Origin of the sequence: Ureibacillus sp. FSL K6-0165, assembly GCF_038004285.1 — a bacterium.
In the GTDB taxonomy this organism is placed as follows: Bacteria; Bacillota; Bacilli; order Bacillales_A; family Planococcaceae; genus Ureibacillus; species Ureibacillus thermosphaericus.
Genome location: NZ_JBBOQS010000001.1, coordinates 67534 through 83639, shown reverse-complemented (window position 1 = coordinate 83639; position 16106 = coordinate 67534). Strand labels below are relative to the sequence as shown.

Here is a 16106-nt window from a genome sequence, read left to right as displayed (position 1 = left end):
CCAGGCATTGCATCCATTTGCACAAGAAAGTATCACTTTCCAAAAATTGATGAACTAGTAGCACATCACTTGCATTTTCTTTATACTAATAAAGTCTAAGAAATTACAAAGCACAACACTTTTTCATATAAACCGAACAAAAATAGAGGTGAACTACATGTTTGATAAACTGCAAGCAGTGGAAGATCGCTACGAAAAATTAAACGAATTACTCAGCGATCCTGACATCGTAAACGATGCCAAAAAACTTCGCCAATACTCAAAAGAACAATCAGACATACAAGAAACGGTTGAAGTATACAGAGAATATAAAAAAACAAAAGCTGAATTAGAAGAAGCAAGAGAAATGCTTGAAGAAAAACTCGATCCAGAGATGCATGAACTGGTGAAAGAAGAGTTCAACACTTTAAAAGGGAAAATCGAAGACCTTGAACAGCAATTAAAAATTCTGCTAATTCCTAAAGACCCGAATGATGACAAAAACGTTATTATGGAAATTCGCGGAGCAGCTGGTGGGGATGAAGCAAACATTTTCGCTGGGGACTTATTCCGCATGTATACTCGTTACGCTGAATCTCAAGGATGGAAAGTAGAAGTGATGGAAGCTTCTCCAAGCCCAAGTGGTGGATATAAAGAAATTATCTTTATGATTAATGGTCATGGCGCTTATTCGAAATTTAAATTCGAAAACGGTGCTCACCGCGTACAACGGGTACCACAAACAGAATCCCAAGGACGTATTCATACATCTACTGCAACAGTTGCCGTCCTACCAGAAGTGGAAGAAGTGGAAGTAGAAATTCATGAAAAAGATATCCGAGTTGATACTTTCGCATCATCCGGAGCAGGTGGACAATCCGTTAACACAACAATGTCTGCTGTTCGTATGACGCATATTCCAACTGGGATTGTCGTTTCTATGCAAGATGAACGCTCCCAAATTAAAAACCGTGAAAAAGCGTTAAGAATTCTTCGTGCGCGTGTAGCAGATTTATACAACCGAGAAAAGCAACAAGAATTAGATGCAGCGAGAAAATCTGCTGTTGGTACAGGAGACCGTTCAGAGCGCATTCGCACGTACAACTATCCGCAAAACCGCGTCACTGACCATCGTATCGGTTTAACCATTCAAAAACTAGATCAAGTAATGGAAGGGAAGCTTGATGAAATCATTGATGCACTCATCATGGACGAACAAGCTTCCAAACTAGCTCAGCTAAATGAAGAAGCATAATACTGTGTTTGAGGCCCTCCATTGGGCTTCTTCTTTTTTAACGGAACATGGTCGTGACGAAAATGCTGCAAGAATTTTATTGCAATATTTATACGAAACAAATTACTCAGGGCTCATGATGCGCATGCACGAAGAAATGCCACAACAAAAGCTGGAACAATACCAACAAATGGTGGAGCAACATGCGAATGGGAGACCGGTTCAATATATTACGGGGATAGAAGAATTTTATGGAAGAACCTTTCATGTAGATGAATCTGTATTAATTCCACGTCCTGAAACGGAAGAATTGATTGTCGGAGCCATTGACCGCATGAAACAACTTTTCGGTGAAAATAAGGAACTAAACATTGCAGACATCGGTACAGGCAGCGGCATCATTGCGATTACGATGAAGCTTGAATGGCCAAACGCAAAAGTGTCAGCTACGGATATTTCAGAGGCAGCCCTTAATACTGCTAAAAGCAATGCAGAAAATTTGCAGGCAGCTATTGATTTTCGCTTAGGCGATTTAACAGAACCAATCGCAAATGAAAAATGGGATGTGATTTTATCGAATCCACCATACATCGCCTATCAAGAAGCAGAAGAAATGTCTGATGTTGTATTGGATCACGAACCGCATCTTGCGCTCTTTGCAAAGGATAATGGGCTCGAGTTTTACAAGCGATTAGCTCAATCACTACCAAACTTATTAAATAAACGAGCTTTGGTGGGAGTAGAAATCGGATACAGACAAGGAGAAGCGGTGGCAAATCTTTTAAAATCAAGTTTTCCACAAGCTAAAGTAGAAATAGTAAAAGATATTAACAAAAAAAATAGATTTGTTTTTTGTATAATCGATGTATAAAAATCTTCCTTCCTGTCCATTATGATGGCAGGGAGGGATTGAATTATGTTAAATGATTACGAGATTATAAGAAATGAAAAAGACCCAATTCAGCCGATAATCAGTATTTTAAAATTAATTGCTTCTAGTTTAGCTGTATATTGTTTTCTATTAATGGTTCCAGATATGGTAGAAAAATTCTATGAAGCTCGAGAAAACATGCTAGATGATTCATTAAAAATCCGCGTCATTGCAAACAGCAACACAAAGGCCGATCAACAATTAAAAAATGAGATGGTTGCAAATCTACAGCCGATCTTTGCAGAAATTTTACACAATGAATATAACAATGTGGATAATGATGAAGCTTTCGCAAAATTAGCCACATATGTTCAGCAAAATTATTCACAATACGATGTAAAAATTAATATCGGTGAACATTTAACGCCACCAAAAATCGAAGGGAATACTTTTTATCCACAAGCGTATTACGATACATTAGTATTAACGATTGGTGCAGGACGCGGGGACAACTTCTGGTGCAGTATTTTTTCTAATTTGTGCGAACGTCCAAGCGAAAAAGAAGAAGTGAAACAAGAAGAAGAGCAAAAAGAAGTTCGTTTCATTGTGTGGGAATGGCTAAAAAAGTTGTTTGCTTAAAGTTATACACATACGAGTTTGATTTTGGGTACCCAATAGAAAAATTTCGACATGGTTTTCCACTATTTTCAGAAAAGTTATACACATTTTGCACAAAACTATCCACAAAATGTGGATAATATTTCAGAAATTCAGTTTTTTCAGGAGATGACATACATGGAAACAATCCAACTAACTGTGGATAAAAACGTGGACAAAGAAAAAATTTATTCACAAGCTGTGGATTTATTAAATCAAGGGGAAGTTGTTGCTTTTCCAACTGAAACCGTATACGGTCTTGGAGCAGTGGCAACAAACGATGAAGCTGTGAAAAAAATTTATGAAGCAAAAGGGCGCCCATCCGATAATCCCCTCATTGTACATATTGGAACGGTTGAAGAAGTGACGGATTTTGTGGAAGAGATTCCAGAAAAGGCAAAAACTTTAATGGAACGTTTTTGGCCTGGTCCACTCACTTTAATTATGAAAGCAAAAAAAGACGTACTTGCTAAAAGCGTGACAGCAGGCTTATCAACGGTTGGACTTCGCATGCCAGATCATGAAGTGGCATTGACTTTGCTTAGAATGTTGAAAAAACCGGTAGCAGCTCCTAGTGCAAACCGCAGCGGAAAGCCGAGTCCTACAAAAGCAGAGCACGTTTATGAAGATTTACAAGGACGAATCCCATTAATTTTGGACGGTGGCACTACTGGAATCGGTATTGAATCAACGGTAATAGATGTAACGGTAAATCCACCAGTTATTTTACGTCCAGGTGGTGTAACGAAGGAGATGATAGAGAAGGAAATCGGTGAAGTTATTGAACCGACGCCAAAAGAACAGCAACTTGAATCCACTCCGAAAGCTCCTGGCATGAAGTATACCCATTATGCCCCAGATGCACCTGTTTATTTAATTGAAAATAATCGAGAGCGAATCGAACGAGCCATTGACGAATTGAAACGAGAAGGACATAAAGTGGCTCTCCTTGCTCCATCTAACTTTTCATCAACAACAGCGGACTATTTTTTCCCGTATGGTGAAGAGGAAGATAAAGAGCAAATGGCGGCGAAATTATACGACGATCTCCGTGCGTGTGATAAAACGGATGCTTCAATCATATTAGCAACAACCACTACAACTGAAGGAGTTGGCGCAGCAATTATGAATCGCCTCCACAAAGCTGCTGGAGGAAAATGGTATGGAACACCTAGCACCACTACTTGAAAATTGAGACAATCATAGAAGAGCCAGGCACCTCCTGAAAAGTGCCTGGCTCCCTTAATATTTGTGTCTTCTAATTCATAAGATGGTATAAATCTTTCTGGGAGAAAAGAGGACGCTGATTGCAAGAAATTTTTTCGGGTCTTATTGTTTCACTTGATGTGGTAGCACTCTATTTATTAATTACAGATGTAAAAAGCCGTTTTTTACTTTCTATGTGGACAGCCATTCTTCATATGATTTTTCCAGTCATCGGATTTACTTTAGGAAATTGGATGCTTCAGATTTTTATGCAATGGTCCAATATTGTATCTAGCATTCTTTTATTTTTTATCGGATTACAAATTATTTTATCCTCAAAAAATGGACATCGCACTCTTCCGATTGGATTATTAGCCATTACAGCAAGTTTAGACACCTTTTCAGTGAGCATTTCTTTTGGTATGCTTAACTTACAAAAGTATTACTTTATACTAAGTGCAGGAATATGGACTTTTATCCTATCATATATAGCATTACATATAGCAAAAGCTGGCATTTTATTTAAAGGTACGCCATTTAAATGGATTGCGGGCTTATCTTTGATTACAATAAGTGTATATACATTATGGGATCAGTAATAAGGAAGAGTGAGAGGGTACCATGAATATTTATTTTGTTTGTACAGGAAATACATGTAGAAGTCCGATGGCAGAAGCCATCTTAAAGCACAAAAATATCGATGGCATCCAAGTGAAGTCAGCAGGGATATACGCACTAGAAGGAGGGAAGATATCAGAACATTCTAAAAGCGTTTTAGAGCAAGAAAATATTCAATTTCATCACACAACAAGACAAGTAAATGAAGAAGATATTGCATGGGCAGATTTAATTTTAACGATGACAGCCGCTCACCGCGATATGATTCTACAATTTTATGAACAAGCAAGAGGAAAAACTTATACTCTTAAAGAATATGTAACACCATATAGTTCTTTGGATGTATCCGATCCTTATGGTGGTGATTTGAACACATATAAAAACACATATGAAGAATTAAATCGACTCATTGAGGAATTAGTGAACAAAATAACTGGAGGTGGTAAAGAAGATGAAGAAAACATTTAGTATTCGCTGGAAGCTTGTTCTATTTGTTGGAGTTTTAGCCATTGTCACTTATTCAACAAGCTTTGTATTCATCCGCTTTTTACATCCTTACTTTTTCTCGCAATTTAGCATATTTTCAAACAAACTTATCTTTGAGATTATTACATACTTACTAGGTATTACTTGGTCATGTATTTTAGCTGCCGTATGTAGCGTTGTATTGACGAAACCGCTTGAAAAACTTGAGAAAACAGCAACGAGAGTAGCGGAAGGTAAAATTGGGCAAGATGTGGAAATGCCAAAAACTCATGACGAAATTCGTTCAGTGGCAGAAGCTTTCCAACTGATGTTGCAAAATTTACGTCAAATGGTTGAAAGCATTGATGTAAACTTCCAAAAAACGAATGAAACCATTATTGAACTATCCGAGCAAACAACGAGAGCTACAAGAAAAGCAGAGGGTATTGCTGAAACCGTTGGACAAATTTCAGCGGGGGCAGAAGCTTCTGCAATTGCGGTTCAAGAAACAGTTGAAGCCATTGAAGATGTGAGACAATTGGCTTCGGAAGTAAATCGAAAAGCATTGAACTCAAGAGAAGAATCTTTGCAAATTATCGAAAACTTAAAAATTACTTCGAGTGCTTTTAACAACTTGATTGAAAGCATTCAAAAAATTACGTTAGGAAATGAAAAAGCACTTGAGAGCATTCATCAATTGGAAAAAAATGCTGAGCAAATTGGGAATATCATTAGTCTTGTTGGTGATATTGCCGCACAAACAAACTTGCTTGCATTGAATGCATCAATTGAGGCAGCAAGAGCTGGTGAGCATGGAAAAGGTTTTGCTGTTGTAGCTGAAGAAGTGCGCAATCTTGCAGATGAAAGTGCGAAGGCAGTACAAGGAATTGCAGATTTAATTAAAACGATGCAAGAAAACGTGCATGTCGTTGTAAGACAAATGAATGAACAAGTAACATTCGCGAAAAAAGAATCAACGAAAATTACAGAAGCAACAGCGATTGTTGAGCAAATGTCAACTAGCGTACGCGAAATGGCAGATGCTGTTATTCAAATTTCACAATTAATTGAGAAACAAATGGAAAATATTGAAACGACTGCTCGTCAATCCCAAGAAGTTGCAGCGATTGCAGAAGAAACATCTGCTGGTGCTACAGAAGTGAAAGGTTCAACAGATGAACAAGCTGTAAGTTTAGAGCAAGTAGAAAAACTTTCCCAAGAATTAAAACAACAGTCTGAGCAATTATACAGATTCATTCAACAATTCGATCGTTCAAACTAATTTCTATGAAACTGGGGATATGTTTAAAGGAACTTTCTAGGGGGATATAGTTTTGAAACGATGCAAAGGGGTTTTCATCATAAGTATTGGATTAATCTTGGGACTCAGCGCATGCAGTGGCGTTCATGATGAATCAACTGAAGCAGCATCAGAAGAAACAATTAATGAAGCACTTGCTGCTGAGGGAGAAAAGATTGTAAATTCAAGTTGTACCGGTTGCCACGGAATTGATTTATCAGGTGATCTTGGTCCGAGTTTACATAATCTATCATTATCAAAAGATCAGATTATTGAAATTTTGATAAAAGGCCGAAAATCAATGCCACCTGGTACTGCAAACGGCAAGGAAGAGGAAGTAGCCGAATATTTATTGACATTAAAGTAGGACAAGCATTTGACACAAAGCTCGAACGGAAAATGATGACGTTCGGGTTTTTTATTTTGGGAGTGAATTTGCCGAAATTAATTCATGAGTTCAAAATGTGGGCTTATGTAGCGTGGGATATACGCCATAGTGAAATAAAATGGAAGCGTACCTGAGAAATTAAAGAACTAATCCACCGCCAATCAAAAATTAAAGGCTGTTTAGAAAGGGTTTTTACTTCCTAAACAGCTCTTTTCATCATAGCTATGCGTGCCATACAAAGATCATTCTGTGATCTCAAACATCGCTCGAATTGCTGGAATACCCGTGCCTGGATGATCATCTCGATAGGTTAACATCGGTCTTAAATAATATGTCGGTTGCGTTTGTTGTCCTTTATAAATGGATGGATAGATATCGATGAATTGATACCCTGGATCACCAGTTGCAACTAATTTTACTTTCACTGTACCTTGCGTATTAAATCCACAAATATATCCAACATAACTGTTGTTATATAAAACCGCTAATGCATTATCGAATTCAGTCCAACCAGAACCTTTGATTGTTATCACAAACTCAGTGCCAACGGGTCCGGATGAAGGAGAAACTGACACAAGGGAAGGTAAAATTCTTAAATATGTTTGACCGTAGACTTCATCTCCCACTTTGACATCTATTAAATGCGGAAGCCCACCTAAATCATCAGGAATTGCAAATTCATAAGTTACAGTTCCTTTGTCATCAGTCGTTGCTTCTCCCAAGTCAAAAATTTCTGGGCCATATCCCTCTGCCGTAACACGAGTACCGACCATTGTATGCCAATCAAACTTCACTTTTTCATTTTTTGGTAATCCAGAAGCAGTTAATACAACAGGTTCGCCTACTGTACCTTCAGAATGATTCAGTGTTACTGTCACGCCATCTTTATTTTTCGGTGTAGGCATCTTGATTCCGCCATCTGCTGCTTTTGGAGCCTCTTCCACATAAGACTCAGTTGTAATTGGTTTATCGTCTGTAATTTCAAAAGTGAAATAATGGGTATCGATATAGTTAATGGCGGAACTGCTTCGGCTCAAATAAGGGAATCCACTTGCTCCGCTTTCAACTGTGATGCTGTGAAGCCCCTTTTTCCCTGTAGCTCGGAATACGGCTTCCGCTTTACCGTTAGTTGTAATCGCTGTAATCATACCTGTATACTTATTATCCCAGTTTACGTGCCATAAACTACCGAACATTTTCCAACTTAAGCCTTCTCCTTTTATAATCACTTCCGTTCCAGGAGGGCCAGAAGTTGGGCTCATCGTAAACACTGTTTCAACAAAGAAATTGGCTTTTGCGACAACTTCATCTTCTTGATAGATGAGAATATCGTGGTCATCGCCAAATCCATCTGGAATAGAAAAAGTTCCTTTCCATTGACCAGAAGTATCGGTTGTTCCTTCTGATACAATTTTTTCCACCGGTTCATAAGCGGCTCCGATAAAAGAATAATTATCTTCTATCTGATATGAACCAATCATATCTACCCATACGACTTTTAATGGTGTATCAGGCTTTAATGATTCAACGGTAAGAGTAACTTCATCTCCAATAAGGCCGCTATTTTGACTTAATGACACTTTTCCTATTAAATTCATATCTTTTTGTTCGGAAGCATTTTGTTCAGACTCATTTCTAGCTTCATCATTTGTTTTTTCAGATTCTTGACTAGTAACAGTACAGCCTGCCATGATTGCGATCAATAATAGTAGTGTGATGAACCGATTTCTATTCATCATGAAGCAGATTCCTCACCTTCAGAAGGTGCCGTTTCTTCAGATGAATCTTCTTCTGGTGTTTGTGTCTCCAATAACATTCTCGCTTCCTCACCCTTTTCAAGAATCGTTAATTTAGATAATGAAACATTGAATGGTTCATAGAAAAATTCTTTTCCGTCCACTTCCGCAACAATCTTGTAATCTAAAGTTCCAGTAGGGAAGTCATCTGGTACTGTCCAACTTACTGTATAAAGGAGAGTTCCTTCTTGTCCGTGCGGTCCAAGCTTCATTTCGTACTCATCCCCAGTTGCTAAAACCACTTTGACTTTCGCATTTTCTACTGTTTCATTGGTAGTTTGGTCAACAACATTTGCACGGAATACAATCGTATGTCCTCGTTCAAATCGGCTATCTACTACACAAACTGCATCAGCCTGTAGGTGAGAATTAATTGTGTCACCAAGTACAACAATAGAATTTTCTTCGGTTGTTTCACTTAATTTGTTGCTATTTTCCTCTGATTTTGAATTTCCTCCGCTACAGCCTGTAACGAGAAGTGCAGCAAATAAAACCCCTACAAACCACTTTCCCCCAGCTATCATTAACAACAAATCCCCCTTTAAGTTTTATATTTTCTTCCAATAAAATGGAAGATATGAACGTCATATTACAGTAAAAGTGGAAAAATAAAGAATTATCGATCCTGTATATGGAAATAGTACGATAGGTGAAAGGATTTAAGAACTATTTGGTATAAAGAAAAATTCCGAATAATTTAAAGAAAAAGGGGAAATTTGATAAGATTTTGTATGAAAAATGAACGATTTTTTATGTTTGGTGAAAAAATATTCGTATTTTCATAAAAAATAGGCTGAAAAGGATGTGAAAATCCGTGTTAATCTTTTATAATTAGTGGTACACTGTTGGTAAATAAGCTTTAGGAGGTAAACAGGTGAAAGTAGCAATTTCATCAGACCATGGTGGCATGAATTTACGCAAAGAAATCATGGATCTGTTAGACGAGATGAATATTGAATATGAAGATTTTGGTCCAAAAACATCTGAATCGGTTGATTATCCAGACTATGCTCTTCCAGTGGCGGAAGGAGTAGCAAGCGGAAAATACGACCGAGGCATTTTAATTTGTGGAACGGGAATTGGTATGTCCATCGTTGCCAATAAAGTAAAAGGTGTTCGATGCGCACTAGTTCACGATGTATTTAGTGCCAAAGCTACGAGATGTCACAATGACTCAAATGTACTTGCAATGGGAGAAAGAGTCATTGGTCCAGGTCTTGCGCGAGAAATCGTAAAAACATGGTTGAATACTGATTTTGAAGGCGGTCGTCATGAACGTCGTGTAAATAAAATTACTGAACTTGAAGGGTGAGTCGTCCAATGGCTCTAGAAACCATTCGGAATCAAATAATACAGCTATTGAAAGAGTTTGAAGAGCAAGTTGAAATGATGCCTGGACAGTTATTTGTCGTAGGCTGCTCTACATCAGAAGTAAAAGGTTCTAAAATAGGAACTGCTGGCTCTATGGAAATTGCTCAAGTGCTATATGAAGCATTGGATGAATTTGCGAAGAAACATCATATTTATCTTGTTTTTCAAGGATGTGAGCACATTAACCGCGCATTAACATTAGAACACGAAGCGGCGGTGAAGTATGGCCTAGAGCCAGTATCTGTAATTCCTGTTGCAACTGCTGGAGGATCGATGAGTGCATACGCTTATACGAAAATGAACAATCCAGTCGTCGTAGAACATGTTCGCGCGCATGCAGGAATAGACATAGGACAAACTTTCATTGGCATGCATTTAAAAGAAGTAGTCGTTCCTGTTCGCACATCGGTACGTCAAATCGGAGAAGCGATTGTTACTACGGCAAAAACTCGGCCAAAGCTCATCGGTGGTAGCCGTGCAGTTTATGAACGGCAAGAAGGAAAAACATGCCATTAATCATTTTAATTGATAGATTTTTTAATAATTTTCGATAACTCAATGTACCTATATAATAGTGAAAATAACTGTGATTTGTTTTATATTTAAATCAGAAAGAATAGTTAAAATAATTTAAAGTTTCGAGCAGTTGGAAAACTTCTATTTAAACTAGTTGTATAATAAGTGGAACCTTTTCCCACTTAACTTTAAAAACTTAACAATAGGGGGATCTTTGATGGCTTATGAAAAACTAGCAGCACAGGACAAGGCAGTTTTAGAAGCAATTTTAAATGAAAAGAAACGTCAACAAGAAAACATTGAATTAATTGCATCTGAAAATATCGTGACTGAAGCCGTAATGGAAGCACAAGGTTCAGTGTTAACAAACAAATATGCAGAAGGTTATCCAGGTAAACGTTATTACGGTGGATGCGAACATGTGGATGTAGTAGAAGAGATTGCTCGCGAGCGTGCCAAAGAACTATTCGGTGCGAAATTTGCCAATGTTCAACCACACTCTGGCGCTCAAGCAAACATGGCGGTGTATTATACAATTTTACAACCTGGCGATACAGTATTAGGGATGAATTTATCTCATGGTGGTCACTTAACACACGGTTCACCAGTAAACTTCTCTGGTGTTCAATACAATTTCGTTGAATACGGCGTAACAAAAGATACAAATGTGATTGATTATGATGATGTTCGTGCAAAAGCATTAGAACATAAACCAAAATTGATTGTTGCGGGAGCTTCAGCATATCCAAGAGAAATTGATTTCAAAAAATTCCGCGAGATTGCGGATGAAGTTGGCGCTTATTTCATGGTGGATATGGCTCACATCGCTGGCCTTGTTGCTGCTGGTGAACATCCGTCTCCTGTACCATATGCTCACTTCACAACTACAACAACGCATAAAACGTTACGTGGTCCTCGCGGCGGGTTAATACTTACAAACGATGAAGAATTAGCAAAGAAAATCGATAAAGCAGTATTCCCTGGAATTCAAGGTGGACCATTAATGCATGTTATTGCTGCAAAAGCGGTTGCATTTGGAGAAGCGTTAAAACCGGAATTCAAAGAATATGCAAAACAAATTAAGAAAAATGCTCAAGTTCTTGCGGAAACTTTAATTTCTGAAGGATTACAAATTGTTTCAGGCGGAACAGACAACCACTTATTGCTTGTAAATGTTAAATCCGTAGGTCTAACTGGTAAAGTAGCTGAAAAATTATTAGATGAAGTAAAAATTACAGTAAATAAAAACTCTATTCCATTCGATGAAGAAAAACCATTCGTTACTTCTGGTATTCGCATCGGTACGCCTGCAATTACAACACGTGGCTTTAAAGAAGAAGACACAAAAGAAGTTGGTTTAATCATTGCGAAAGTATTGAAAAACCCTGAAGATGAAGCTGTAAAAGAGGAAGCACTTGCACGTGTTAAAGCTTTAACAGATAAATATCCTATTTATGAAGACTTAGTAGTAGGGGAATAATTCCTCTTATGCCCGCTCAAGCTGTTTGAGCGGGATTTTTTTATGAGGGAGTGGAGAATAGCTAATCCAGAAACGGCTTTTTACAAAATAAGAGCTAAAGGGAAAAATGACTTTTCGAATGAAGAGATAATAGTCAAAATTTAAAGCATAATAGCCAACCAGAGGAAGATAATAGTCAACCCTGTGCACATAATAGCCAAAGGGGAAAAATAACTACATGAATAAATGGATAATAGTCAAAATCAAAAGCATAATAGCCAAACAAAGGAAGATAATAGTCAACCCTGTGCACATAATAGCCAAAGGGGAAAAATAACTACATGAATAAATGGATAATAGTCAAAATCAAAAGCATAATAGCCAAACAAAGGAAGATAATAGTCAACCCTGTGCACATAATAGCCAAAGGGAAAAAATCGCTCCAAAAAGAAGGGATAATAGTCACCACCCTAGCAGCCATCAATAAAATCCACGTCCCAATTCCTTGTAGGAACAGACTTCATCGCACAGAATACTGTAATAATTCACTTGAAAACCTGCGAAAATTACATAGGACATAAATAAACTTCCAAAACATTTTCGACTTTTAAAAGAAATTGACAACTATGTAAATGCATCGATTATTTGTTTTCTAATGAAATGTTTTTTGTTATACTGATTTGGATAATGTGGAACAATAAAATCCACCTTTAGTCCGTATAGACGATAAAAATTTAATATTTTCAGAAGTTAGGAGCGAACTACATGAGTAGAGTATATGTATTTGATCATCCACTAATCCAACATAAGTTAACGTATATTCGCGATAAAAATACTGGTACGAAAGAATTTCGTGAACTTGTTGATGAAGTAGCAACATTAATGGCATTCGAAATCACTCGCGATTTGCCATTAGAAGAAATTGAAATCGATACACCGATTACAAGAGCAAAAACAAAAGTACTTGCAGGTAAGAAAATCGCTCTTGTTCCAATTTTGCGTGCGGGAATCGGAATGGTTGACGGAGTATTAAAATTAATTCCTGCAGCCAAAGTTGGTCATATCGGATTATACCGTGATCCTGAAACGTTAAAACCAGTTGAGTACTATGTAAAACTTCCTCAAGATGTAAAAGAACGTGAATTTATCGTAGTAGACCCAATGCTTGCAACTGGTGGTTCTGCTGTAGAAGCGATTAACGCGTTGAAAAAGCGAGGAGCAGTAAACATTAAGTTTATGTGTTTAATTGCAGCACCGGAAGGAGTACAAGTATTACAAGAAGCTCATCCGGATGTAGACATCTTCATTGCAGCTTTAGATGAAAAATTGAATGAACATGGCTACATTGTTCCTGGTTTAGGTGACGCGGGTGACCGTCTATTCGGTACGAAATAAATAAAAAATAGATGCGTCCTTCAAAATGAAGGGCGTTTTCTGCAAATTTTGCACAATCAGAAGGGAGTATCATCCGTTGACAAATAAAATTAAAGTAATGACCATCTTCGGTACTAGGCCTGAAGCAATCAAAATGGCACCGGTCGTGTTGGAGCTAAAAAAATATCAAGATGAAATCGAATCAATTGTCACAGTAACGGCACAGCATCGACAAATGCTTGATCAAGTGCTTGAAACTTTCGATATTAGACCTGACTACGATTTGAATATCATGAAAGATCGACAAACGTTAATCGATGTGACGGTGAATGCTCTTCAAGGTTTAGATCAAGTCATGAAGGAAGCAAAACCAGACATCGTTTTAGTTCATGGTGATACAACAACAACTTTCGTAGGTAGCCTTGCTGCCTTTTATAACCAAATTGCAATTGGACATGTTGAAGCAGGATTAAGAACTCACAATAAATATTCACCGTATCCAGAAGAAATGAACAGACAACTTACTGGCATCATGGCCGACTTGCATTTTGCACCGACTGAACAATCTAGACAAAACTTGCTAAAAGAAAACAAAAATCCCGACACGATTTTTGTCACAGGCAACACAGCTATTGATGCATTAAAAACAACGGTGAAAGAACACTATACACATCCGATTTTAGATAAAATCGGAAACGATCGCATGATTCTCTTAACAGCACATCGACGTGAAAATTTAGGAGAACCTATGCGTCACATGTTCCGAGCAATCAAACGCTTGCTTCAAGAACATGAAGATGTGCAAGTAGTATATCCAGTTCATTTAAATCCAGCTGTAAGAGAAGTAGCAAATGAAATTTTAGGTGATGATTCGAGAATTCATTTAATCGAACCGCTTGAAGTATTTGACTTCCATAATTTTGCTGCCCGCTCGTATATGATTTTAACGGATTCAGGAGGCGTGCAAGAAGAAGCACCATCATTAGGAAAACCTGTACTAGTATTGCGTGATACAACAGAGCGTCCAGAAGGCATTGAAGCGGGGACATTAAAACTTGCTGGAACAAATGAAGAAACTATCTATCATTTAGCGAAGGAATTGTTAGAAGATCAAAATGCATATGAGAAAATGGCGAAAGCATCCAATCCATATGGTGACGGCTTCGCATCTCGTCGAATTGTTGATGCGCTATTAACATATTTCCTTGAGAAGAAACAATAATTTTACATGAAATTCGATTCTATTAAATAAGTAGAAAATATTGTGAAAATTAAATTTTGTAACAATAAAAATCGTCTAAAATAGATTCTCTGTTGGAAATTTGTCAATATTTTGACAAAGTAAGTTCGCTGTGAAGATTTTCACTAAAACTAATTGACATCAAAAAGCCCCTATTGTATGCTTACAAAGTGTATGAATATTAAGGGGATTCTATTACAAAATGATTTTCAAACCCTTGTAATATCAAGTTTCTACTATGCAAACAGTGGAAACAAAGAATGAAATTTTGCAACGTTGGAAGAGTCTGAATACAAGAGTAATAAAAAGGGAAAAATACATAGCGGTAAAAAATTTTGCCCTCAGAGAAAATATGTAAAATTTGTTTCCACTTGACACTAAACTCTTGTATAACTCAATAGGCACGGCGAATAAAAAGGATTCAGGAGATTGAACCAATGTTGGATTTGCACCAAATTTTTATTAAGCAGAAAAAAGCTTTATTTTTTTTGCTTGCCCTATGTATAATAGGATGGTTTTTTACGCCATATCCGACAATTTTCTCGGGAATAGGGATTGGTGCGCTCTTTGGTACTTACAACTTTTGGATTCTTGTTCGAAGAATGGACAAGTTTGACCGTTCCTATCAAGAGGGAAAACGAACAGTGTCTCTTGGTTCAGGTTTACGCTTTGCCTCTGCAGTAGCTGCAGTAGCAATTCCGATCGCGTTGCCAAAATACTTCAATGTTGTTAGCTCAGTCATCGGGCTAATGATTCCTTATATTTTCCTCTTTATCGAGGCCTTCATCAGTTTACTCAAAACTAGAAAATAGGTCATTTGAAAGTGAGGTGAGTGCAAGAAATGGAACATGGAGCACCGGAGGTTACTCTGTTTTTAGGAAGCCTTCCTATCAAATTTAATTTAGCGACTGTCTTAACGTTATTAGTAACAGCAGCAATAGTATTTTTAATCGCGTTCATCTCAACGAGAAACTTAAAGTTGAAGCCGACGGGAATGCAAAACTTCATGGAATGGGTAATGGACTTTGTAAAAGGGATTATCAAAAGCAACATGGACTGGAAAACAGGTGGTCGATTCCACGTTCTAGGAATCACGCTTATTATGTTTATTGCAGTTGCGAACCTTTTAGGTCTACCATTCTCAGGTATTTATATACATGGAGATTTATGGTGGAAATCACCAACTGCAGATCCTGTAGTAACATTAACGTTAGCATCAATGGTAACAGTACTTGCAACATTCTATGGTATTAAGTTGCATGGTTTAGGACACTATGCTAAAACTTTTGTTCAGCCAAAAGCATTCTTATTACCATTAAAAATAATCGAAGAGTTTGCAAACACGTTAACACTTGGTTTGCGTCTTTACGGTAACATCTATGCAGGTGAGATTCTATTAGGTCTACTTGCTGGACTAGCTAGCTCAACAATATTCGGCTTTATCGGTGCCATTATCCCAACAATGGCATGGTTAGGATTCTCAATCTTTATCGGCTTTATCCAAGCCTTCGTATTTACAATGTTAACAATGGTTTATATTTCACACAAAGTGAGTGAAGACCATTAATTTTATAAAGTCATAGTGTAATATTCACATTATGCATTTCATCTCAAAAAAATAAAAAAATAATT

At 37.4% G+C, this 16106-nt stretch carries 17 protein-coding genes; 15 read left to right on the top strand and 2 right to left on the bottom strand.

The window, feature by feature from the left end:
• Positions 1-157: 157 nt before the first annotated feature.
• From prfA to NST00_RS00365, 8 genes are all read left to right on the top strand, one after another.
• On the top strand, positions 158-1234 hold the full coding sequence (gene prfA / locus NST00_RS00400) for a peptide chain release factor 1 (RefSeq protein ID WP_016837257.1): 1077 nt from the start codon (positions 158-160) through the stop codon (positions 1232-1234).
• A complete protein-coding gene (gene prmC / locus NST00_RS00395) occupies positions 1221-2084 on the top strand; it encodes a peptide chain release factor N(5)-glutamine methyltransferase (RefSeq protein WP_026018984.1) in 864 nt (287 codons plus the stop codon). Before prfA ends, prmC begins: the two co-directional genes overlap by 14 nt.
• 45 nt (positions 2085-2129) lie before the next feature.
• On the top strand, positions 2130-2723 hold the full coding sequence (locus tag NST00_RS00390; RefSeq protein ID WP_016837255.1) for a stage II sporulation protein R: 594 nt from the start codon (positions 2130-2132) through the stop codon (positions 2721-2723).
• Positions 2724-2879: 156 nt separating this feature from the next.
• Entirely contained in the window at positions 2880-3929 is a 1050-nt protein-coding gene (locus tag NST00_RS00385; protein ID WP_016837254.1) for an L-threonylcarbamoyladenylate synthase, read from the top strand.
• 119 nt (positions 3930-4048) lie between these two features.
• Complete coding sequence (locus tag NST00_RS00380; protein WP_016837253.1) at positions 4049-4546, top strand: manganese efflux pump MntP; 498 nt, start codon at positions 4049-4051, stop codon at positions 4544-4546.
• 22 nt (positions 4547-4568) lie between these two features.
• Positions 4569-5033 carry a low molecular weight protein arginine phosphatase gene (locus NST00_RS00375; protein WP_016837252.1) on the top strand — a complete coding sequence of 155 codons (465 nt, stop codon included), beginning with the start codon at positions 4569-4571 and terminating at the stop codon, positions 5031-5033.
• Positions 5017-6312: a methyl-accepting chemotaxis protein gene (locus NST00_RS00370; protein ID WP_340709479.1), complete on the top strand. Its 1296-nt coding sequence runs from the start codon at positions 5017-5019 to the stop codon at positions 6310-6312. The genes NST00_RS00375 and NST00_RS00370 overlap by 17 nt, the downstream gene beginning before the upstream one ends.
• Before the next feature lie 52 nt (positions 6313-6364).
• On the top strand, positions 6365-6697 hold the full coding sequence (locus NST00_RS00365; RefSeq protein WP_016837250.1) for a c-type cytochrome: 333 nt from the start codon (positions 6365-6367) through the stop codon (positions 6695-6697).
• Positions 6698-6960: 263 nt separating this feature from the next.
• On the opposite strand, the gene NST00_RS00360 is transcribed toward NST00_RS00365, so the two are convergent.
• Positions 6961-8457, bottom strand: coding sequence for an IPT/TIG domain-containing protein (locus NST00_RS00360; RefSeq protein WP_340709478.1), 1497 nt, complete (start codon positions 8455-8457; stop codon positions 6961-6963).
• A complete protein-coding gene (locus NST00_RS00355) occupies positions 8454-9044 on the bottom strand; it encodes a hypothetical protein (protein ID WP_340709477.1) in 591 nt (196 codons plus the stop codon). The genes NST00_RS00360 and NST00_RS00355 overlap by 4 nt, the downstream gene beginning before the upstream one ends.
• Before the next feature lie 344 nt (positions 9045-9388).
• On the opposite strand from NST00_RS00355, the gene rpiB reads away from it, so the two are divergent.
• From rpiB to atpB, 7 genes are all read left to right on the top strand, one after another.
• Positions 9389-9826: a ribose 5-phosphate isomerase B gene (gene rpiB / locus NST00_RS00350; RefSeq protein ID WP_096550329.1), complete on the top strand. Its 438-nt coding sequence runs from the start codon at positions 9389-9391 to the stop codon at positions 9824-9826.
• 8 nt (positions 9827-9834) lie between these two features.
• Complete coding sequence (locus NST00_RS00345) at positions 9835-10401, top strand: TIGR01440 family protein (RefSeq protein ID WP_168412687.1); 567 nt, start codon at positions 9835-9837, stop codon at positions 10399-10401.
• Positions 10402-10618: 217 nt separating this feature from the next.
• Positions 10619-11881 carry a serine hydroxymethyltransferase gene (gene glyA / locus NST00_RS00340; protein WP_016837245.1) on the top strand — a complete coding sequence of 421 codons (1263 nt, stop codon included), beginning with the start codon at positions 10619-10621 and terminating at the stop codon, positions 11879-11881.
• A gap of 744 nt (positions 11882-12625) precedes the next feature.
• Positions 12626-13255: a uracil phosphoribosyltransferase gene (gene upp / locus NST00_RS00335; protein ID WP_016837243.1), complete on the top strand. Its 630-nt coding sequence runs from the start codon at positions 12626-12628 to the stop codon at positions 13253-13255.
• A 76-nt stretch (positions 13256-13331) separates the two neighbouring features.
• On the top strand, positions 13332-14456 hold the full coding sequence (wecB, locus tag NST00_RS00330; protein ID WP_340709476.1) for a non-hydrolyzing UDP-N-acetylglucosamine 2-epimerase: 1125 nt from the start codon (positions 13332-13334) through the stop codon (positions 14454-14456).
• A 455-nt stretch (positions 14457-14911) separates the two neighbouring features.
• Entirely contained in the window at positions 14912-15286 is a 375-nt protein-coding gene (locus NST00_RS00325; protein ID WP_016837241.1) for an ATP synthase subunit I, read from the top strand.
• Positions 15287-15315: 29 nt separating this feature from the next.
• Positions 15316-16041, top strand: coding sequence for a F0F1 ATP synthase subunit A (gene atpB, locus NST00_RS00320; RefSeq protein WP_016837240.1), 726 nt, complete (start codon positions 15316-15318; stop codon positions 16039-16041).
• The last annotated feature ends 65 nt before the right edge of the window (positions 16042-16106 follow it).